This window comes from Nocardia ninae NBRC 108245, from assembly GCF_007990755.1.
Lineage (GTDB): Bacteria > Actinomycetota > Actinomycetes > Mycobacteriales > Mycobacteriaceae > Nocardia > Nocardia ninae.
The window spans coordinates 48,875-68,999 of sequence record NZ_BJXA01000048.1; the positions used below are offsets into that span (position 1 = coordinate 48,875).

The following is a 20,125-nucleotide window of genomic DNA, read 5'->3' on the forward strand; positions in this document are numbered from 1 at the left end:
ACCGGCCAGCCGCAAGCTTGTCGTGCAGGTGTTCCCGCTATCGCGGACGAGGGTCGAGCTCGGGAAGCGCCGCGGCCGAGAGCGGAGACCGAGTCCGAGTCGGCGGCGCGTAAACCGTAACCGTCGCATCGAAATGGCTCGTACCAGCGAACAATGAGCCATTCGCTTCCGCTATGAACGTCGCGAAGTATCAGGGGGTACAACATGATTCACGTGGTGTCTCAGGCGGGGCGGCGTATGATCGGGCCAGTGCGAGCGCCCGGGGGAAGAATGAACGAGCCGGTGACCGCGGACTGGGAGCAGTTCGTGCAAGCACTGGCGCTGTGTCTGTCTGAGCTACCTTCGCGGGCAACGTTGATCATTGCGGCGCCCGGAAATCGGTACGTCCAATTCATGCAGTACGACATCAAATTGTCGGCCGAGCTGGCGGGTGATCATTATCTGACAGAGCCCATTCCGGACGCCGCCGCACAGGAACTACGCGAGCTGGGCTGGAACGAACCGATGCTGCGCCGCGAGGTCGACAACTGGACCAGGACCATGTTCTGGCCGATCTCCCCGCGCAGCCTGATCGAATTCGCCCGCTCGGTCGCCATCGGCTTCCGTGATGCGCTCGGCGTGGCGACACCGGTCGAATTACGGGCGATGGGGTGGACCGAGGCGTCCGGTGATCTGGATCTCACCGTGCTCGGATCGATGGCCAGGCGCGGTTGGAATTGACGCCGGCGCGACGGTAATGGACGCCGCCGAGGCAGGCGTGGCAGAACCCGCACGACGTGGGCACTATCCTGAGTGGCATGGCAGCAGGTAAGCCCACCAAAGAAGCGAAGGCCGCGGCGAAAGCGGCCCGCAAGCAGCAGTCGAAAGAGCGCAGGCAGCAGCTCTGGCAGGCGTTCCAGATGCAGCGCAAGGATGACAAGCTGCTGCTGCCGTTGATGATCGGCGCGCTGCTCGGCATCACCGCTGTCTTCCTGGTCATCGGCCTGATTTTCGGCCTGACCTGGTTCCTCGTCCCGCTCGGCGTGGTGCTCGGCGCGCTGGCCGCGTTCATCATCTTCGGCCGCCGGGTGCAGAAGAGCGTCTACGGCAAGGCCGAGGGCCAAGCCGGTGCCGCGGCCTGGGTGCTGGACAACCTGCAGGGCAAGTGGCGGGTGTCCAACGGCATCGCCGCGACCACCCAGCTCGACGCGGTGCACCGCGTCATCGGGCTGCCCGGCGTGGTGCTGGTCGCCGAGGGCTCCCCGCAGCGGGTGAAATCGCTGCTGGCGCAGGAGAAGAAGCGCACCGCCCGGCTGATCGGCGACACCCCGATCTACGACATCGTCATCGGCAACGACGAGGGTCAGGTGCCGCTGAAGGAACTGCAGCGCTACCTGACCAAGCTGCCCCGCAACATCGACACCAAGCGCATGGACCTCATCGAGGGCAGGCTGACCGCCCTCAGTTCGCGCACCGGCCCGGCGCTGCCGAAGGGCCCGATGCCCGCCGGTGCCAAGATGCGCGGCGTGCAGCGCACCATCCGCAGGCGCTGAGCTCGTACGCAAAAGGCCCGCATCCGGTCCGGATGCGGGCCTTTTTGCATGCTTGGGGCGCGGCGCCCCCGGACGGAGCCGCTTGTTTCATGATCAAGGGGAACTGATGCTGTTCGCTACTCGGCGGATGCCAGCATCAGTTCCCCTTGATCTTGGTCAAGCCTTGACGAGCCAGGTGACGCGGTCGTAGGCGAGGACTTGGTAGACGACGAGAACCCCGCCGAAGATGAGCGCCCACCTGGGCAGACCGGCCGCCCACAGGGCTGCGGCACCGCCGAAGAAGACCACGAGTTCGATCGCCAGGCGCACCGCACCAGGCACCGAAACGGGCGCTTCGCCGCTGCGACTCGGATCACCCGGTACCGCGAAGGTGCCCCACAGCGCCGCCGCGGCCAGCGGCAACAGCACTACCAGCAGAAACTTCCAAGGCGAATCGAAGGCTCGCCAACCGTAAATACCGAAGGAAGAGATGGCGACGAGCTCGAGCAGAAACCGGATCGCGAGCATCGCCGGATTGAGTGACACCGCCGGAGCGTAACCGGCGCGGACGCAGGCGGGCGGTTCGAAACCATGCGCTGGGTTGATGTGCCGGTCGCAGGCTCAATACCTGCGCTGGGTGTCGGCACCGGGTACGTGCCGAGTCGCAGATCCGAACTCTGCGCTGGTGTCGGCAACAGTGCGTGTCCGGTCGCAGGTTCGAACCCTGCGCTGGTGGCGGCGGGGTGGTGCCGGCTACACGTTCACTCGCCGCTAGATGTCGACGGGGGTCAGAGCGTGTCAGCGTCGAATGTTCCGCAGGGTGTCGGCCGGTAGAGCGTGTCCGGTCGCAGATACAAACCCGGCGCGATCTCAGCGCGAGTGGACGAGCGCAGTACCGGTCGCACGATCGTGCATACCGCGACCATCGGCATCGGTGAACAGCGCGGGCACCACGAACACGAGCAACGCCTGCCTGGCCAGCGCGCGAACAAACCCCACGGTCACCGGCGCGTCTATCCGCACGGTCCGCAACCGCAGAAAGTACTGACCGGGCGTGAACCCGAACATCGTCACCGCGGCCACCCCGATGACGAACCAGATCAGCAGCGTCAGGCTCGACGCCGAACTGCCGCGCACGATCAGCGCCGCGATGCCGAGCGCGATCAACCAGTCCACGAACAGCGCCGCGATCCGACGCGCCATCCCGGACAGCGAACCCGCACCCGACTTCGGCAGCCCGAGGTGTTCGCCAGGGAACTCGGGGTTTGCCTGATCGCCGGAGCCCTCCGAAGGGCCGGAGAGCCACGATCCCGTCATGCGTGCCATGCCCCCACAATATGCGGGACCGACCGGCCGCTCGGCACCGCATAAGGGGAGTTCACGTCAGCGCGTCTCGGCGCGGATGGCAGGATTAGCATGCTGTTCGAGCCCGGGTGGGCCTAGTCACCCGGCCAGCCGTACGTGTAACACTGGCGAAACACGAACTTGACCGCCGGGAAACACCGCGTCCATACCGTCTGGACGCGACGAACCCACGCAATCGACACTCGCTGGGAACCGATCCGTAAGGAGAACAAGTGACGTTCAGCACGGCCGACGAGGTCATCAAATATCTCGCTGACGAAGAAGTCGAATACGTCGACATCCGGTTCAGTGATCTTCCCGGTGTGCAGCAGCACTTCTCGATCCCGGCGAAGGCCTTCACGACCGACCTCGCAGAGGAAGGGCTAGCGTTCGACGGCTCCTCCGTCCGTGGCTTCCAGTCGATCGACGAGTCGGACATGCTGCTGCTGCCCGACTTCAGCACCGCGCGCCTGGACCCGTTCCGCGCCGCCAAGACGCTGAACCTCAACTTCTTCGTGCACGACCCGTTCACCCGCGAGGCCTACAGCCGCGACCCGCGCAACATCGCGCGTAAGGCCGAGGAGTACCTGCGCTCGACCGGTATCGCCGACACCGCGTACTTCGGTGCCGAGGCCGAGTTCTACATCTTCGACTCGATCCGCTACGGCTCGCAGATGAACAGCTCGTTCTACGAGATCGACTCGATCTCCGGTTCCTGGAACACCGGCGTGAAGACGAACCTGGACGGCTCCCCGAACCTCGGTTACAAGGTTCGCAACAAGGGTGGTTACTTCCCGGTCGCGCCGTACGACCACTACGTCGACCTGCGCGACAAGATCTCGACCAACCTGCAGAACGCGGGCTTCGAGCTCGAGCGCGGCCACCACGAGGTCGGCACCGCCGGTCAGGCCGAGATCAACTACAAGTTCGGCACGCTGCTCGGTGCGGCCGACGACCTGCAGCTGTTCAAGTACATCGTGAAGAACACCGCGTGGCAGGAGGGCAAGTCCGTCACGTTCATGCCGAAGCCGCTCTTCGGTGACAACGGCTCGGGCATGCACGTGCACCAGTCGTTGTGGAAGGACGGCAAGCCGCTGTTCCACGACGAGGCGGGCTACGGCGGCCTCTCGGATCTGGCACGGCACTACATCGGCGGCATCCTGCACCACGCGCCGTCGCTGCTGGCGTTCACCAACCCGACCGTGAACTCCTACCACCGCCTGGTTCCCGGCTACGAGGCGCCGATCAACCTGGTGTACTCGCAGCGCAACCGGTCCGCCGCCGTGCGTATCCCGGTCACCGGCAACAACCCGAAGGCCAAGCGCATCGAGTTCCGCGCGCCGGACTCCTCGGGCAACCCGTACCTGGCCTTCGCCGCCATGATGATGGCAGGCCTGGACGGCATCAAGAACAAGATCGAGCCGCTGGCCCCGGTCGACAAGGACCTCTACGAGCTCCCGCCGGAGGAGGCCAAGAACATTCCGCAGGCCCCCACCAGCCTCGCCACGGTCATCGACCGCCTCGAGCAGGATCACGACTACCTGACCGAAGGCAACGTCTTCACCGATGACCTGATCGAGACCTGGATCAGCATCAAGCGTGAACAGGAAATCGCCCCGGTGAACCTGCGCCCGCACCCCTACGAGTTCGAGCTGTACTACGACGTGTAAGTCGTTCGTACTTCGAGTCGTTCGGCATCGGCCCATCCGCGATCCGCGGGTGGGCCGATGCCCGTTTTTCGGGGGCATGCGGAACAGGCCGCGCGCCAATGTGACTGGCGTGGCGCACGATTGTTGGTCGGCGGCGCGCAGCTGTTCGACGGAGTGGCGCGGGGCTGGGGACTGATCGACACCGATGCGGGACTGGCGGAACCCGATTCGCTTCGGCGACGGGGATCGCCCTAGCGCGAGCCGCGGGGGACGAGCGGGTTGAGGTGGTAGCGCTCGATGACATCGTCGAGCCAGTCGGGGTGTCCGTAGGTCAATCCGTACCGGGTGGCCAGCGCGGTGAACGACTCGTCCGTGGCGGTGGCGTCGGCAATGAGCGCCGCGAGGTCGCGGAAGTAGGTTTCGAAACCACCGGGAATGATGATCTCGATAATGCGACCCGGCACATCACTCGCGTTCCACATGGCATGCATCTCGCCACGCGGCTTGATGATGTACCCGCCGGCGTCGAGAACGACCTCGGTGTCGTCGGAGCGAAACCCGATCCGCCCCTCCAGCACAATCGAGTACTCGTCCTCCCTGCTGTGCATGTGCGGCGGAGTGATCGTGCCGACGTCGAACGGATGCTCCACAATCGACATCACCCCATTGGTGTGCTGGCCGTAGAGCTTGTACGTGGCGCCGAAGCCCGGAATATGAACGGTTTCCCCCTCGCCGGGCAGCACGGCCACCAGCGCTGGGATATCGAGATTCTCCACCGCGCCGACCTTACGCAGTAGGTCCGACAGATCGATCGCCGAGTTCCACTGGAGCGGTTGAGAATTGGATTCAATTGATAGTCTCGAGCAGTGAGTGAAGAGGCCGAGCATCGGATCGGCGAAGGTCCCGCCATGCGGATGATTCCGACGCTGCCGGAAGGCGCCGCCCAGGCAAACCGACGGCGGGCGGTCGAGCGCGAACTTCGCGGGATGTTGCTCGACGAATACCTCGCGGATCATGAACGGCGCAATGGATCGCTTGGCGAAGCAGAACGGCAACGTGCCAGGGATTTGTTCGATAGTGCGCTGGGCCAGTCGATATAGGCGGGGCTACGGGACGCGGCGGCCCATGAGGTAGGTGGCTGCTATGGAGCGGTCGTCGCCGAGGATCATTTGGGCGAACAGGCGTTCTTGGAAGGTACGGGCGAGGGCGGTGCGGTGGGCGAGGGTGGGGGTGGCAGTCCAGTTGAGGACGATGAAGTCGGCTTCCTTGCCCGGGCGGAAATTGCCGATGTGGTTGTCCAGGTGCAAGGCTTCGGCGCCGCCGAGGGTGGCGAGGTAGAAGCCGCGTAGGGCGGACAGGGTGGTGCGGCGGTGGGGTGGTTTGGTTAATTCCTTCAGCATGACCACCTTGTAGGCCTCGTTGAGGGTGCGCAGCATCGAATAGCTGGTTCCGGCACCGCAATCGGTGCCGAGGCCCACTCGGACGCCCGCGTCGCGCGCGGCGGCGAGGTCGAAGAGGCCGCTGCCGAGGAACAGGTTCGAGGTGGGGCAGAAGGCGATGGCGGCGCCGGTGGTGGCCAGTCGTGAGCGGTCCTGGTCGTCTATGTGCACGCAGTGGGCGAAGATTGATCGGGGGCCGAGCATGCCCACCTGGTCGTAGACATCCAGGTACGAGCGGGCATCGGTGAAACGAGCCAGCACGCTCGCAGTCTCCGGGCGACTCTCTGCGGCATGGGTTTGCAACGTCACGTCCGGGAACTCGTGCAACAGCCGACCGGCCATGGCCAGCTGTTCGTCCGAGGATGACGGTGCGAATCGTGGGGTGATCGCGTAGGTCAGCCGGTCTTTGCGGTGCCAGCGGGCGATCAACTGCCGGGTCCGCTCCTCGGCCTGCGGCACACCGGCATCGGAGAGGAAGTCCGGCGCGTCCGGTTGTTTGTCCATGAGGACTTTGCCGCACGTCATCCGCATGCCGCGCCGATGCGCCTGCGCGAAGAATGCGTCCACCGAGGCCGGATGCACGGTGGGATACACACTGGCGGTGGTGGTCCCGCAAGCCAGCAACGTATCGAGGAACAGCCCCGCTGTCCGGTCGGCGTAATCGGGATCCGCGAACTTGCGCTCGGTCGGAAAGACGTACTCCTGCAGCCAATCTTGAAGTTGCGCGCCGAAGCTCGCGATCATGTCGTACTGGCTGTAGTGGATGTGGGTGTCCACGAAACCCGGCACGATCAGCTTGCCCCGATGATCGACGACTTCGCCACGATGCTGCTCCGGCAACGCCGACCAGTCACCCGCCCAACGCACCCTGCCGTCGGCGCCGACCGCCAGCGCCCCATCCTCGAACAACTCCCAAGCGTCAGGATCGTCGTCGGCCCCGGGATCCCGTAGGAAGTGCAGCACGGTGCTGCGATAAACGGCAGGCAGGGTGTCTTCAGCCATGCCTCGACGCTATCGACCCGCAACCGTCCGGACCAACGCCTTGGCGCGGGTGTGTCGCGGGCTAGGAGATCGCCTGCCGCTGGAGTCGGTCGCACAGGCACGTGCGGAACGGCCCTTGCCCCTGCCGCCGGTGTCCGTCCCGCCGCTGGGGTTGAGGGTCGCACAGGGAGGTGCGCAACGGCGCCCCTGCCACCGGCGTAAACGAATAGGGCTTGCAGCGCAATGCGTTCTCGCGTGCTGGGTGAAGTTGCCGACTGTTCGGTGCGTGCGCGGCGGGTTCGCGCGCACCGGCCGACGCGCGGTGATCGACGCGCGGTGGTCGACGCGCGGTGGTCCGTCCTGCCGCGGAAGGTTCGTGTGCGAACGCGGTGCCGCCCTCGCTCCCCGCGGGTTTCTCGTCGGCTGTGCGCGAGCTCGAAAAGAAATTGTCGCGCAGTTCGATTCGGCATAGCCTGCGTAGGGGTCATGGAGTAGTTCAGTTGGTAGAACGCCCATTGCGAATGGTCGGTCGTGGGTTCGAGCCCCACCTCCATGGCCCCTTTCAACCCGAGGTAATCGAGCACTCGCACCTCATATTGATCACCGAACCAGCGCAATCGTGTGCGGATGGTAGGCGCATTTCGCGCAGAATCCAGCGCGAATCTCGTTGACTGCCAGGGGGGTCCCGGTGAGCGGGGCAGATGCGGCGGGATGCGGGCGAACGCCGATACGCGAGTGAAACACGTTCTAGTGTCCCGCGCCATGAAGGTTTCATTTATTTCTTTGATTACCGCCGCTCTGGCGACCTTTGCCGTGACGATGACGACCGCTCCACCGCTGGCCACCGCGCAGCCCGAGGCGGAGTCGATGGTCGCCGCGGCACGGATCGATCTGCAGGGCGCGGTGAATGTTCGTGATATCGGCGGATACCGGACCTATGACGGGGAGAAGGTGAAGCCGGGCAAAGCCATTCGGGGCGACTCGCTGGAGAAACTCACCGCCGCGGATGTGCAGAAGCTGGCGAGCCTGCAGGTGCAGACCGTGATCGATCTGCGCACGCCGGGCGAGGTGCAGTTCGCCGGTGCCGACAAGCCGATTCCCGGCGCTCGGCAGGTGGCGCGGCCGATCGACGACACCGGGCTGTTCCAGCAGATGCTGGCGGTGATCCAGACCCGCGACCCGCAGAAGCAGGAGGAAGCACTCGGCAACGGCAAGGCCGAGCAGATCATGCTGAACATGTACACCCCGTTCATCAGCCGCCAGGAGTCCCGTGCCGCGTTCGGGCAGACGATCAGGGACCTGGCCAACACCGACAAGGCCACGCTGTACCACTGCACGGCGGGTAAGGACCGCACCGGCTGGCTGACGTACGTGCTGCTTCGCGCGGTCGGTGTGCCGGAAGGTACTGCACGGCAAGACTATCTGCTGTCCAACCAGTACCGCGCCGCCGCGGACGCCAAGCTGCGCGAGCAGGTGAAGCAGGCCGGGCTGATGCAGAACCCCGATCTGCTGATCCCGCTGCAAGAAGTCCGGGACGCGTACCTGAATGCTGCGGTCGAGAAGATGCGGCAGGACTATGGCGATCTTGGTAAGTATCTGACCCAGGGGCTCGGCCTGGACGGCGGCACCATCTTGAAACTGCGTAGGAACCTGGTTACCTAGTCGACGAAAGATGTTCTGGCCCAGCCACTATCCGTGGGTGGGCCCGAATATCGTTGCGGCACTACTTTTTCGCCTGCTCACGCATCGCGGCGGCGAGTTGGCTCGGCATCGTTTCGTGGCGCGTGTAGGACCGGGTGAAGTCGCCGGTGCCGTGGGAGAGCGAGCGCAGATCGATGGCGTATCGACTGAGTTCGAGTTCCGGTACCTCGGCGTGGATTCGGGTACGCCCGGTGCCGTGCGGTTCGGTTCCGAGGACGCGGCCGCGGCGACCGGACAGATCGCTGAGCACCGGGCCGACATAGTCGTCGGCCACCAGCACCCAGACGTCGGCGATCGGCTCCAGCAGCGCCACACCGGCGCTGGTAGCAGCCTCGCGTAACGCGAGCGCACCTGCGGTCTGGAACGCGGCGTCGGAGGAGTCGACCGAGTGCGCCTTGCCGTCGAATAGCGTGACTCGTACGTCGACCAGCGGATACCCGGCGGCCACGCCACGCGCCGCCTGCGCGCGCACGCCCTTCTCCACCGACGGAATGAACTGTCGCGGAACAACTCCGCCGACCACCCGATCCACGAACTCGATCCCGGAACCACCCGGCAGCGGCTCTACCTCGATCTCGCACACCGCGTACTGCCCGTGCCCACCGGACTGCTTCACGTGCCTGCCACGCCCGCTTGCCTTGCCCGCGAATGTTTCTCGCAACGCGACCCGATGCTCGACCACGTCGACCTGGACGCCGAACCTGGTCCGTAATCGCTCCAGCGCGACATCGCGATGCGCCTCACCGAGGCACCACAGCACCAGTTGATGAGTGTTCGCATTGTGTTCGAGCCGCACGGCCGGATCCTCGGCGGCCAGCCGGGCCAAACTTTGCGAGAGTTTGTCCTCGTCGGCCTTGCTGTGCGCGGTAATTGCTATGGGCAGCAGGGGATCCGGCATCTGCCACGGTTCGATCAGCAGCGGTTTGTCGGTGCCCGAAAGCGTGTCGCCGGTCTCCGCACGACTGAGTTTGGTGACGTAGGCGATGTCGCCGGCGATGGCCTGGCCGAGCGGGCGCTGCCCCTTGCCGAACGGCGCGGAGATCGCGCCGACCCGCTCGTCGACGTCGTGGCTCTCGTGGCCGCGTTCCTCCAAGCCGTGGCCGCAGACGTGCACAGTGTCGTCGGCGCGCAGTGTGCCGGAGAACACGCGGACCAGCGATACCCGCCCGACGTAGGGGTCGGAGGCGGTGCGGATCACCTCGGCCGCGAGCGCACCGTCCGGATCGCAGTCGAGTTGGCGCCGGGTGTTGCCGCCGAGGGCGGTGACGGCGGAGACGATGTGTTCCGACGGAGTCGGGAAGCCGCCGGTGATCAGGTCGAGCAGTTCGACGGTGCCGAGCCCCTGCTTGGCGCCTTCCGGGGCGGGCGCGCCGAACAGGACGGGATGGAAGCTGCCCCGGGCCACCGCCCGCTCGAGGTCGGTGACGAGCGTCGCGAGGTCGATCTCCTCGCCGCTCAGATACCGCTCCATCAGGGTTTCGTCTTCGCTCTCGGCGATGATGCCCTCGATGAGCCGGTTGCGCGCCTCCGCCAGCATCGGCAGCTGCTCCGCTGTCGGCTCGGTCTCCACCCGCTCGCCGGAGGAGTAGTCGACCACGCAGTTCGGCAGCAGCTCGATCAGCCCGGTGACCGGGCGGTGGCCGTCCGCGCTCCGCGGGCCGTACACCGGAAGATGCAGGGGCAGAATGTTTTCCGATGCGCCGCCGCCGAGCACGGTGCGGCAGGTCTCGGTCATCTCGTCGAAGTCGGCCCGCGCGGTGTCCAGGTGGGAGAGCACGATCGCGCGCGGCATGCCGACCGCCGCGCATTCTTCCCACAGCGCGCGGGTCGCACCGCTGACGCCTTCCGCGCCCTCCGCAGCCGAGATGACGAACAGTGCCGCGTCGGCGGCGCGCAGGCCCGCACGCAATTCCCCGACGAAATCCGCGTATCCGGGTGTGTCGATCAGGTTGATCTTCATGCCGGACCAGGCCAGCGGCACCACCGACAATTGCACCGATCGGTGCTGTCGATGTTCGATCTCGTCGTAGTCCGACAGGGAGGTGCCGTCCTCGACCCGCCCCGCCCGATTCACCATCCCCGTGGTCAAGGCCATCGCCTCGACCAATGTGGTCTTCCCGGACCCGCTGTGCCCGGCCAGCACCACATTTCGAATTTGATCCGGCCGCTCGGCCGTAACTACTCTGCCGTTGCCCCCTGCGGCTCCACTCGCCTTGTCCACTGTGCGTCTCGCTTCCTGGCGCCCCGACACCTGCGGTCCTTCGAGCTTCCCACCGGCAGTCGTCGCGCGTGCGCGGATCGGGAGATCCGGTGCGACGGACTGCCCGGTCCGTACCGGGTCGCTCGCGACTGCACTCCGGGTCGGCAGGTCGGTGCGATCTTGCTCGGCGGGCCGGTGCGATCTCGCTCGCCGGGCTGGTGCGACTTTGCCGGCGGGCTGGTGCGATCTCGTCCGGTGGGCGGTGCGCCGGGCGGGTGTGACTTCGCTCGGCGGGCCGGTGCGACGTTGCGTGGCGGGGGCGGTGCGATCCCGTGCGGCGGGCCGATGCGACCTCGCCGGCAAGCCGATGGGGTCTCGCCTGCGGCAAAACTACTTGCCGCGCCCCGCTCTGCCTGCGCACGATGGCTACGTGCTGATTTCCGACGGTGTCATCGCACTACGGCCGATCACGGTCGCCGATGCCGAGGCGCATCTGGCGGGGGAGGACGACGAGCTGGCGCGCTGGCTCAACGGTGGGCGCGGCACGCTGGAAACCGTTGTGCGGCATTTCGATCGGTGCGTGCGGCGGTGGCAGGACAACGCGGCAGGCCGGACGTTCGCGGTGCTGGATGTGGCGAGCGGGACGCTGGTCGGCACGGTGGATGTGCATACCCGGCAGCCGTATCTGATCGAACGGCAAGCAAATCTCGCCTACGGCATCTACCCGGACTGGCGCAAACGCGGGTTTGCGACGCGTGCGGTCGAACTAGCGTGCCGGTTTCTCGCGGAGTCCGGGCTCGCCGACGAGGCGGTCATCCGGGTCGACCCGGAGAATCACGCGTCGGCGGCGGTGGCCCAGCGCGCTGGATTCGAGTACAGCCATACGAGCGAGGACGACGGCCCGATCGACTGCTACCTGCGGTGCGTCGTCGAGCGCTCAGCGCCCTGATTCGCCGACCGCCACCACGGCCTCCACCTCGACGAGGAACTCCGGGCGGAACAGTCCGGCCACCTGGACGAGGGAACTGGCCGGGTTGGGCTGGTCGCCCAGCGCGGGCCGGAGGAACTCGTCGCGGACGTCGCGAAGATCTTGCAGCCCGCTGGTGTCGGTGACGAACCAGGTGAGTTTGACCAGGTCGGTCCAGTCGGCGCCGAGTGCGTGCAGCACGTTCTGCAGGTTGGTCAGCGCCTGCCTGGTTTGGGCGGCCAGGTCGTTCGCGCCGACCAGGTTGCCGTCGGCGTCGACCGCGATCTGGCCGGATACGAACGCCAGCCCGTTCGACGTGGTCACCGCGTGCGCGTAGCCGAAGCCGGGAGCGACGCCGGGGATGTCGGAGAGCCGTTCGTTGATCTTCGCCACCAGCACAGCTTAGACCGCCGAAGCAGCTCGAATCATGTAGTCAGGCTATGACTTACGCGCTTGGAGGGATAGGCTCGAACTCGGGCCTGGGCAGGCGAGCACCCCCGGTTGGGGGCTTGACCCGCGGGTGTCTCCGGGGTGACAGTGCGCGGATGGTTGTGTCACCCGACGTGCCCCGCGCGACGCTGCGCAAGGTCACCCTCCGCCTGGTGCCGTTTCTCGGGCTGCTGTATTTCGTCAACTATCTGGACCGGGTCAATATCGGGTTCGCCGGGCCCAGCGGGATGAAGGCCGATCTAGGACTCACCGAGACCGCGTTCGGGCTGGCCTCCGGAATCTTCTTCATCGGCTATCTGGTGCTGGAGGTACCCAGCAATCTGGCGCTGCACAAGTTCGGTGCGCGGCGCTGGATCGCCCGAATCCTGGCCAGCTGGGGTGTCGTCGCGACGGCGATGGCGTTCGTGCCCAACGAAACGGTGCTGTACATCCTGCGTTTCGTGCTCGGTGTGGCGGAAGCGGGATTCTTCCCGGGCATCCTGCTCTACCTCACCTATTGGTTCCCGCAGAACCAGCGCGCGAAGATCGTCGCCCTGTTCATGGTCGCCGTGCCGGTGTCCACCGCGCTCGGCGCCACCGTGTCCAGTCTGATCATCGAACACGGCGACGGCGTGTTCGGGCTCAGCGGCTGGCGGTTCATGTTCCTCGTCGAAGGGTTGCCCGCGCTCGTCCTCGCGGTGGCGACCTGGTTCTTCCTCACCGACAGCCCCGCGCAGGCCGGTTGGCTGACCAAAGCCGAACGTCAGTGGCTCAGTACCGAACTCGCCGCCGAGCAAGCCGAAGTGGAGAAGGCGGAGCAATGGACGGTGCGCAAGGCGCTCACCGATTCCCGGGTGATCGGCCTCGCCCTCGTATACGGCGGGATCGTGTACGGGCTCTACGCGCTCGGGTTCTTCCTGCCGACGATCATCAAGGGTTTCGAACAGCAGTACGGCACAAGCTATTCGGTGGTCGAGCGTGGTCTGATCAACGCGGTGCCCTACGTCATCGGTGCCGTCGTCATGGTGTGGTGGAGCAGGCACGGCGACCGGACCGGGGAACGCCCCTGGCATGTCGCGTTGCCCGCACTGCTCGGCGGGCTCGCCATTCCCGTCGCGCTGTATCTCGGAAATCCGTTGGCGGCCATGGTCGCAGTGACCGTATGCGCCGTCGGCGTACTCGCCGCCCTGCCCACCTTCTGGGCGCTGCCCAGCACCTTCCTCACCGGCGCCGCGGCGGCAGGCGGTATCGCGTTGATCAACTCGATCGGCAACTTCAGCGGCTTCGCCGCACCGTATATCACTGGCGCACTACGCGATTGGACCGGAAGCCAGCGCGCGGGGCTATGGGTGGTCGGTGTCGCCATGATCAGCTCGGCGGTGGGCGTGCTGGTGCTGTGGAAACGCACTCGCGCTCGGGCACTGGAGGGATTGCGGTAGTTCGGGCCATGGTGCAACCTCAGCCCTGCGGCGGCCGAGCCTGTTGCCGCCAGGACGATGGGTTTTCCGACACGCGAAACTCTGCGGTCGGAATTGTTGGGCGGTTGGATCGAGTGTGTGGCGGCATGTCCGGACAGGCCGTGCCGCGCAACGTCCGGACGCGCGTCATGCGGTCAGCTTTGCGAAACGGTCAGGTGCAGGCGGGGGAGGGTTGGGAGACGGCGACGAGGCTTTCGCAAATCCAGTCGGTGGACAAGCGCCAGGTGTTGTCGCGGGCGGTGAAGGGGACGACCATGGGGCGTTGGCCGCCTGCGAAAGTTGCCGTGGTGGTGGCGAAAAGGGTGTGGTTGTCGAATTGGGTGAGCTTGTCCACCTGGAAGGTCATGGGGTAATCGGCGTAACCGTTGGCTAGACGGGCGAGCAGCTCAGGGTCCTTATCGTCGTCGAGTGCGCGCAAAGTCTTCTGGGAGACTGGGATTTTGGGGTCGAAAGTCTGTTGAAGTTGCGCGCTCAGATCGGCCGGGGAGGGCTCGGCTGGTGCGGTGGTGGGGGCAGGCGTGTTGCCGGGTAGCGACTCAGGGTAGAGCTGTCGGACGAGTGCGCCCCAAATAGAGGATGCGGTGATCCGCAGGAGGGTGGGGGGAATGGTGTACTGGTTGACGACCACCGCGACGGTGATCCCGCGGTCGGGGAGGTGGCCGAAGTGGGTTGTGTAGCCGAGGACGCCGCCGGTATGGCCCCGCCACGGGCCGAAGCCTTGCACACCGAGGCCGTACTCGAGAGAGCCGCCGCTTGTGAATTGCATTCGGGCTTGCAATGTTTCGGGCTTCAGCAGATCCCCGCGGGCGAGCAGGGGCGCGTAGCGGGTCAGGTCGCCGATGGTCGACACCATCGAGCCTGCCGCGCCGAAGATTTCGGGGGTGTTGCGTGCGGTGACGTCGGTGGCGGTGTCGTCGAAGTAGGAGTAGCCACGGCTGGCGGGGTCGGGGATGGTGGCGTCGGCGGGGTAGGTGGTATCGCGTAGTCCGTGCGCGGCCGCGACTTCATTGAGGACCTCTCGTATCGGCCTGCCGGTGACCTTCTCCAACACCAGGCCGAGCAGGAAGAACTCGGAGTTGGAGTACTCGGTGTTGCTGCGAGGCGGTTTCGCCGACTCGGGGTGGTCGATGATCGCGCGCAGTCGATCGCCGTCGTGCCAAGGACTGGGTGTTTTCGCGACGAGCTGGGTGCCGAAGTCGGTGTCGCCGATCAGATCCCAGACGCCGCCCCGCATGCCGAGCAGGTCCCGGAGGGTGATGGTGTCGCCGTTGGGTACGCCGGGAACATATCTGCTGAGTGTGTCGTCGAGCGAGAGTTTGCCGTCGTCGGCCGCGCGGAGCACCGCGGTGGCGGTGAAAGTCTTGGTGACACTGCCGATTCGGACGTGATCATCGACCGTCATCGGTCGCCCGGTGGCGAGATCGGCGACGCCATACGCTTTGGTGTACGTGCCGCGCGCGGGGTCGTGCACGGAGACCAGCGCGCCCGGGATCAAGCCGGCATCCATGAACTTCCGGACAGTTCCATCGATTTTGCCGGCGGCGTCGGTCGAAAACGCTTGGGGACAGCTGTCGCCTGGCCCGCATTCGTCATAGGACTCGCAGCTGACCAGTACGGTGGCGACCACCACCACAGCTAGCGCAGCGGTCCCGGCGCGCGTGAGCCGAGCGAATGCCTTGCGAGCAAGCATATTCGGAGTCCCCCCGATAGTTGCGAATGCGTCTACCAGCGAAGCTAGCAGGTGGGTCCGAAGATCCGCGCGAGCCGACCGCCCTCAAGCAACAGCGCAAGCCACCATCTCCCGGCCGCCATCCGAGCACGCGTCGAACGGGACACGACGACGCGCCTACTCGCACTTCTCCGCCACCGTGTCGCTCTCGCCGTCCGGCTCCACATGGAGTGGGACACGGTGGCGGAGTTACTCGGGCGATGCTGCGACCTTGTCCCGTTGGACATCAAACGCGCGCAGCCACTGCCGCGGAAACCGACACCAGGGTCAGCCTGGATTTCGTACTTCGCTGTCGCGCACCGGGGATCAGACCCGCTTGGTGCCGCACCGGAGGAGCGGCTCGCTTGGTGCCGCACCGGAGGAGCGGCTCGCTTGGTGCCGCACCGGAGGAGCGGCTCGCTTGGTGCCGCACCGGAGGAGCGGCTCGCTTGGTGCCGCACCGGAGGAGCGGCTCGCTTGGTGCCGCACCGGAGGAGCGGCTCGCTTGGTGCCGCACCGGAGGAGCGGCTCGCTTGGTGCCGCACCGGAGGACCGGCTCGCTTGGTGCCGCACCCGAGGACCGGCTTGCACCGGATAGCCGGATGCGTCCGGTCCTAGGTGCGAACGTCGCGGTCAGCTGCCGAAGCGTGCCAGGACGGCCGACGCTTCCTGCGAGGCGGTGCCTTCCTTGGCGAGATGCGCCATCTCCGGCGCGATCTCGCGACCGTGGTGCGCCATGGCCTGCGTGTAGAGGCGACCTGCGCGGTAGGACGAGCGGACCAGCGGCCCGGCCATCACGCCGGCGAAGCCGATCTCCTCGGCCATCTTGGAGTGCTCCACGAACTCCTCCGGCTTCACCCAGCGGTCGACCGGGTGGTGACGGGGGGAGGGGCGCAGGTACTGGGTGATGGTGAGGATGTCGCAGCCTGCCTCATGCAGGTCGCGCATCGCCTGGGTGACCTCTTCTGGGGTCTCGCCCATGCCGAGGATCAGGTTGGACTTGGTGACCAGGCCTGCCTCGCGCGCCGCGGTCAGGACCGAGAGGGAGCGCTCGTAGCGGAAGGCGGGGCGGATGCGCTTGAAGATGCGCGGCACCGTCTCCAGGTTGTGCGCCAACACCTCCGGGCGCGAGGAGAAGACCTCGGCCAGCTGATCGGGGTCGGCGTTGAAGTCGGGGATGAGCAGTTCGACGCCGGTGTTCGGGTTGAGCTGCTTGATGGCGCGCACGGTTTCGGCGTAGAGCCAGGCGCCGCCGTCGTCCAGGTCGTCGCGGGCGACGCCGGTGATGGTCGAGTAGCGCAGGCCCATCGCCTGCACGCTCTCGGCGACCCTACGCGGCTCGTCCCGGTCGAGTGCGGCCGGTTTGCCGGTGTCGATCTGGCAGAAGTCGCAGCGCCGGGTGCACTGTTCGCCGCCGATCAGGAAGGTGGCCTCACGGTCTTCCCAGCATTCGAAGATGTTGGGACAGCCCGCCTCCTCACACACCGTGTGCAAGCCCTCGCGTTTCACGAGGCCTTTGAGCTCGGAATACTCCGGGCCCATCTTGGCCTTCGTCCGGATCCATTGAGGTTTGCGCTCGATCGGGGTCTCCGCGTTGCGCGCCTCGATGCGTAGCAGTTTGCGTCCTGCCGGTGCTGAAGCTGAGGTCACCAGATCGACATTACGCCTACCGCATCAGGCGCTCGCGGCCCCACCTGCCGGTGTGACACGCGCAATATCGTGCGCGGTTACCGGCAGTTCGCCGTTGAGGGCGCGGGCGATGGCGTCGGCGACGAGCGGCTTCGCCTCGGCGACCGTCACCTCGCGGTTCAACTCGCGGGACAGCGTGGTGACGCCGGCGTCGCGGATGCCGCACGGAATGATCGCCTGGAAGCCGTCCATGGCGGAGTTGCAGTTGAGCGAGATGCCGTGCAGGGCAACGCCGCGCTGCACGCGCACGCCGATCGCGGCGATCTTGCGTTCGGCGAACACGTCGGTGGCGGGCAGCCAGACACCGGAGCGACCCTCGATGCGGCCACAGGTCAGGCCGAGGTCGGTGCAGACGGTGATGAGTGCTTCCTCGAGACGGCGCACATAGTGGACGACGTCGACCGGCTCGGCGAGCCGCACGATCGGGTAGCCGACCAGCTGGCCCGGTCCGTGCCAGGTGATCTTGCCGCCACGGTCCACCTCCACCACCGGACTGCCGTCGATCGGCAGATCCTCGGCCTCGGTGCGCCGGCCTGCGGTGTAGACCGGGGGGTGCTCCAGCAGCAGCAGGCGATCGGATCCGATGCCGTCGGCCCGTTCCGCAGCGATGGTGCGCTGCAGCTCCCAGGCACTGTGGTAGTCGATCAGTCCGAGATCCTCGACCACGATCGGGGTCGTATCGAATCGGGCGGACCACGTGGTGCGCGTGTCGTTCACGAGCTCGACGGTACGCCGGGCGGGTTGTTCTATTCCAGCTGTGTCCTGTGGACCGTGCCACAGGGGGTGAGTCAGCGCGCGTGGACCGGCAGCGTCAGCTGCATGAGGGTGAGGTCCATCCAGCGGCCGAACTTGTGACCGACTTCGGGGAACTCGCCGATCACGCGGAAGCCGAAGCGTTCGTGCAACTGGATCGATCCGGTGTTGCCCGATTCGATGCCCGCGATGATCGCGTGCACGTGACCTGTCTGCCGTGCCCGCTCGATCAGCTCGGTGAGCAGGGCGGTGGCGATGCCACGGCGCTGGAAGCGTTCGTCGACGTACACCGAGTTCTCCACGGTGAAGCGGTAACCCGCTTTGGGCCGCCACGGACCGTAGCTCGCGTACCCCGCGACCACACCGTCGATCTCCGCTACGAGGATCGGCAGACCTGCGGCGGTGCGGTCCTCGAACCAGGCGACGCGGTCGTCGAGACCGACCTGCTCCAGGTCCCAGATCGCCGTGGAGGTCGCGATATTCGCGTTGTGGATCTCCAGGATCGCGGGCAGGTCGTCGCGGTGCGCGTCGCGGATGCGGGTGGCGGGGCGGGTGTCGAGCTGGTCGGTCATCGATCGTCTCCGGGTTGTCCCACCGTCGCGGCCAGTGCGGCGCCGATGGTGGGGTGCTGGAACTCGTAGCCCGCCTCCTCGAGGGCCGTGGGTATTGCGCGCGGTCCGCGCAGGATCGCCTCTTGCGCGAGTTCGCCGACGAGCGCGCGCAACGCGAACGCGGGCACCACCAGCGGGGTGGGCCGGCGCAGGGACCGGCCGAGCGCACGGCTGAACTCCGCGTTGGTCACCGGTGCGGGTCCGACGACATTGAGTGGTCCGGCGAGGGTCTCCGAACGTAGCGCGAAGACGATCGCGCCGATCTCGTCGGCCATCGAGATCCACGGCGTGTACTGACGACCGCTGCCGAGCCGCCCGCCGAGACCGAGGAAGTACAGCGGGTGCAACATGCTGAGCAGACCACCGTGCTTGGACAACACGATGGCGCTGCGCAACAGCACCGTGCGCACGCCGGCGTCGGCGGCCGGACGCGTCGCGGCCTCCCAATCACGGCACAGCGTGGCGAGGAAACCCGAACCGGCGGGCGCGGTTTCGTCGACCACCCGGTCGCCGGTGTCGCCGCCGTAGAAGTGCACGCCGCTGGCATTGAGCAACGCGGGCACGCCCGCTTTGACGACCGCGGCGGCCAGCACGTCGGTCGGGGTGATCCGGCTGTCGCGCAGCTCCTGTTTGAAGCTGCCGTTCCAGCGGCGGCGCCCGGTGCTCGCGCCGCACAGGTTGACCACCGCGTCGGCGCCGCGCAATGCCCGCTCGTCCAGTTCGGCGCGGACCGGATCCCAGGCGAATTCGTCCGGGCCCGCCGCCCGCCTGCGTACCAGGCGGGCGACCTCGTGCCCGTCGCGGCGCAGTGCCGCGACGAGCGCTGTCCCGATCAGCCCGGACGAGCCGGCGATCACGACCTTCATGCGTACACGACGGTCAGAGGCCGAGGTCGGCCTCGAACGCCGCTTCCTCGAGCCGGTGCCGGATCGTGGTGAGGAAGCGACCCGCGTCCGCACCGTCGATCAGGCGGTGGTCGTAGGTGAGCGGCAGGTAGCACATCGAACGGACGCCGATGGACTCGCTGCCGGTGTCGTCCTTCACCACCACCGGGCGCTTGACGATCGCACCCGTGCCGAGCATGCCCGCCTGCGGCGGCAGCAGGATCGGGGTGTCGAACAGGGCGCCCTGGCTGCCGATGTTGGTGATGGTGAACGTGCCACCGGACAGCTCGTCCGGCTTGAGCCCACCGTTGCGGGCGCGGTTGGCGATGTCGGCGATGGCGCGTGCCAGGCCGGCCAGCGACAGGTCGCTCGCGTTGTGGATCACCGGCGAGAGCAGGCCCTGCTGGGTGTCGACGGCGATACCCAGGTGCACCGCAGCGTGGTAGGTGACTTCCTTGGAGGACTCGTCATAGCTGGCGTTGACGTTCGGGTGCACGCCGAGCGCCTCGACGACGGCCTTGGCGAAGAACGGCAGGAACGTCAGGTTGACGCCCTCGCGCTCCTTGAACGACGCCTTGGCCTGGGCCCGCAGCGTCGCGATCTTGGTGACGTCGGCCTCGTGCACCTGGGTCAGCTGCGCGGTGGTGCGCAGCGATTCCAGGGTCTTGGTCGCGGTGATCTGCCGGATGCGGTTCGCCTTCTGCACGGTGCCGCGCAGATGCGCCAGCTGCGGGCTGGCGGCCGCGGGGGCGGCCTTCGCCTTGGCGGCGGGGGCGGCCGG

The 20,125-nt window shown here is 66.7% G+C and carries 19 protein-coding genes and 1 tRNA gene; 8 read left to right on the top strand and 12 right to left on the bottom strand.

What is annotated here, in order from left to right; all coding sequences use genetic code 11:
• The first annotated feature begins 270 nt into the window (after window positions 1-270).
• The gene (locus NN4_RS28580; RefSeq protein ID WP_147137988.1) at window positions 271-720 is read left to right on the top strand and encodes a TY-Chap domain-containing protein; all 450 of its coding nucleotides are present in this window, start codon (window positions 271-273) and stop codon (window positions 718-720) included.
• Between the two features lie 77 nt (window positions 721-797).
• Window positions 798-1,532, top strand: coding sequence for a DUF4191 domain-containing protein (locus NN4_RS28585; protein WP_135235807.1), 735 nt, complete (start codon window positions 798-800; stop codon window positions 1,530-1,532).
• A 156-nt stretch (window positions 1,533-1,688) separates the two neighbouring features.
• On the opposite strand, the gene NN4_RS28590 is transcribed toward NN4_RS28585, so the two are convergent.
• Window positions 1,689-2,057: a YrdB family protein gene (locus NN4_RS28590; protein WP_246181137.1), complete on the bottom strand. Its 369-nt coding sequence runs from the start codon at window positions 2,055-2,057 to the stop codon at window positions 1,689-1,691.
• 324 nt (window positions 2,058-2,381) lie between these two features.
• Window positions 2,382-2,837 (bottom strand): RDD family protein, encoded by a 456-nt coding sequence (locus NN4_RS28595; protein ID WP_107655076.1) that lies wholly within the window; start codon window positions 2,835-2,837, stop codon window positions 2,382-2,384.
• 251 nt (window positions 2,838-3,088) lie between these two features.
• On the opposite strand from NN4_RS28595, the gene glnA reads away from it, so the two are divergent.
• A complete protein-coding gene (gene glnA, locus NN4_RS28600; protein WP_107655077.1) occupies window positions 3,089-4,525 on the top strand; it encodes a type I glutamate--ammonia ligase in 1,437 nt (478 codons plus the stop codon).
• 230 nt (window positions 4,526-4,755) lie between these two features.
• On the opposite strand, the gene NN4_RS28605 is transcribed toward glnA, so the two are convergent.
• Window positions 4,756-5,280, bottom strand: a complete 525-nt coding sequence (locus NN4_RS28605) for a cupin domain-containing protein (RefSeq protein ID WP_147137991.1) — start codon at window positions 5,278-5,280, stop codon at window positions 4,756-4,758.
• A 90-nt stretch (window positions 5,281-5,370) separates the two neighbouring features.
• On the opposite strand from NN4_RS28605, the gene NN4_RS28610 reads away from it, so the two are divergent.
• Window positions 5,371-5,604 carry a hypothetical protein gene (locus NN4_RS28610; protein WP_246181138.1) on the top strand — a complete coding sequence of 78 codons (234 nt, stop codon included), beginning with the start codon at window positions 5,371-5,373 and terminating at the stop codon, window positions 5,602-5,604.
• 6 nt (window positions 5,605-5,610) lie between these two features.
• Here NN4_RS28610 and guaD read toward each other — a convergent pair whose 3' ends face one another.
• Window positions 5,611-6,945, bottom strand: coding sequence for a guanine deaminase (gene guaD / locus NN4_RS28615; protein WP_147137994.1), 1,335 nt, complete (start codon window positions 6,943-6,945; stop codon window positions 5,611-5,613).
• Window positions 6,946-7,409: 464 nt separating this feature from the next.
• Between guaD and NN4_RS28620 the strand changes: the two genes are divergently transcribed.
• Window positions 7,410-7,480: transfer RNA gene (locus NN4_RS28620), tRNA-Arg, on the top strand.
• Between the two features lie 263 nt (window positions 7,481-7,743).
• A complete protein-coding gene (locus tag NN4_RS28625) occupies window positions 7,744-8,586 on the top strand; it encodes a tyrosine-protein phosphatase (protein WP_222595191.1) in 843 nt (280 codons plus the stop codon).
• A gap of 61 nt (window positions 8,587-8,647) precedes the next feature.
• On the opposite strand, the gene NN4_RS28630 is transcribed toward NN4_RS28625, so the two are convergent.
• Entirely contained in the window at window positions 8,648-10,846 is a 2,199-nt protein-coding gene (locus NN4_RS28630; RefSeq protein ID WP_147138001.1) for an elongation factor G-like protein EF-G2, read from the bottom strand.
• A 409-nt stretch (window positions 10,847-11,255) separates the two neighbouring features.
• Between NN4_RS28630 and NN4_RS28635 the strand changes: the two genes are divergently transcribed.
• On the top strand, window positions 11,256-11,774 hold the full coding sequence (locus NN4_RS28635; RefSeq protein WP_147138004.1) for a GNAT family N-acetyltransferase: 519 nt from the start codon (window positions 11,256-11,258) through the stop codon (window positions 11,772-11,774).
• Here the strand turns inward: NN4_RS28635 and NN4_RS28640 are convergent.
• Window positions 11,763-12,185: a RidA family protein gene (locus NN4_RS28640; protein WP_246181139.1), complete on the bottom strand. Its 423-nt coding sequence runs from the start codon at window positions 12,183-12,185 to the stop codon at window positions 11,763-11,765. The genes NN4_RS28635 and NN4_RS28640 overlap by 12 nt on opposite strands.
• 152 nt (window positions 12,186-12,337) lie before the next feature.
• Here NN4_RS28640 and NN4_RS28645 point away from each other — a divergent pair, with 152 nt between their 5' ends.
• Window positions 12,338-13,660 (top strand): MFS transporter, encoded by a 1,323-nt coding sequence (locus NN4_RS28645; protein WP_147138007.1) that lies wholly within the window; start codon window positions 12,338-12,340, stop codon window positions 13,658-13,660.
• A 190-nt stretch (window positions 13,661-13,850) separates the two neighbouring features.
• On the opposite strand, the gene NN4_RS28650 is transcribed toward NN4_RS28645, so the two are convergent.
• From NN4_RS28650 to sucB, 6 genes are all read right to left on the bottom strand, one after another.
• Complete coding sequence (locus tag NN4_RS28650; RefSeq protein ID WP_147138010.1) at window positions 13,851-15,389, bottom strand: serine hydrolase domain-containing protein; 1,539 nt, start codon at window positions 15,387-15,389, stop codon at window positions 13,851-13,853.
• Between the two features lie 651 nt (window positions 15,390-16,040).
• A complete protein-coding gene (gene lipA / locus NN4_RS28655; RefSeq protein ID WP_107655086.1) occupies window positions 16,041-17,057 on the bottom strand; it encodes a lipoyl synthase in 1,017 nt (338 codons plus the stop codon).
• A 24-nt stretch (window positions 17,058-17,081) separates the two neighbouring features.
• Window positions 17,082-17,813 carry a lipoyl(octanoyl) transferase LipB gene (lipB, locus tag NN4_RS28660; RefSeq protein ID WP_147138013.1) on the bottom strand — a complete coding sequence of 244 codons (732 nt, stop codon included), beginning with the start codon at window positions 17,811-17,813 and terminating at the stop codon, window positions 17,082-17,084.
• Between the two features lie 71 nt (window positions 17,814-17,884).
• Complete coding sequence (locus NN4_RS28665) at window positions 17,885-18,421, bottom strand: GNAT family N-acetyltransferase (RefSeq protein ID WP_107655088.1); 537 nt, start codon at window positions 18,419-18,421, stop codon at window positions 17,885-17,887.
• Window positions 18,418-19,326, bottom strand: a complete 909-nt coding sequence (locus NN4_RS28670) for a TIGR01777 family oxidoreductase (RefSeq protein WP_147138016.1) — start codon at window positions 19,324-19,326, stop codon at window positions 18,418-18,420. Before NN4_RS28670 ends, NN4_RS28665 begins: the two co-directional genes overlap by 4 nt.
• A 13-nt stretch (window positions 19,327-19,339) precedes the next feature.
• Window positions 19,340-20,125 (bottom strand): 2-oxoglutarate dehydrogenase, E2 component, dihydrolipoamide succinyltransferase (gene sucB, locus NN4_RS28675; RefSeq protein WP_147138019.1); only part of this gene is annotated, 786 nt, incomplete at its 5' end.

Coding starts and splice junctions, on each gene's coding strand:
- NN4_RS28625 (WP_222595191.1), top strand. CDS start 7,744: ATGACGACCGCTCCACCGCTGGCCACCGCGCAGCCCGAGGCGGAGTCG.
- NN4_RS28595 (WP_107655076.1), bottom strand. CDS start 2,837: ATGGCACGCATGACGGGATCGTGGCTCTCCGGCCCTTCGGAGGGCTCC.
- NN4_RS28670 (WP_147138016.1), bottom strand. CDS start 19,326: ATGAAGGTCGTGATCGCCGGCTCGTCCGGGCTGATCGGGACAGCGCTC.
- guaD (WP_147137994.1), bottom strand. CDS start 6,945: ATGGCTGAAGACACCCTGCCTGCCGTTTATCGCAGCACCGTGCTGCAC.
- NN4_RS28645 (WP_147138007.1), top strand. CDS start 12,338: ATGGTTGTGTCACCCGACGTGCCCCGCGCGACGCTGCGCAAGGTCACC.
- NN4_RS28650 (WP_147138010.1), bottom strand. CDS start 15,389: ATGCTTGCTCGCAAGGCATTCGCTCGGCTCACGCGCGCCGGGACCGCT.
- NN4_RS28665 (WP_107655088.1), bottom strand. CDS start 18,421: ATGACCGACCAGCTCGACACCCGCCCCGCCACCCGCATCCGCGACGCG.
- NN4_RS28580 (WP_147137988.1), top strand. CDS start 271: ATGAACGAGCCGGTGACCGCGGACTGGGAGCAGTTCGTGCAAGCACTG.
- NN4_RS28585 (WP_135235807.1), top strand. CDS start 798: ATGGCAGCAGGTAAGCCCACCAAAGAAGCGAAGGCCGCGGCGAAAGCG.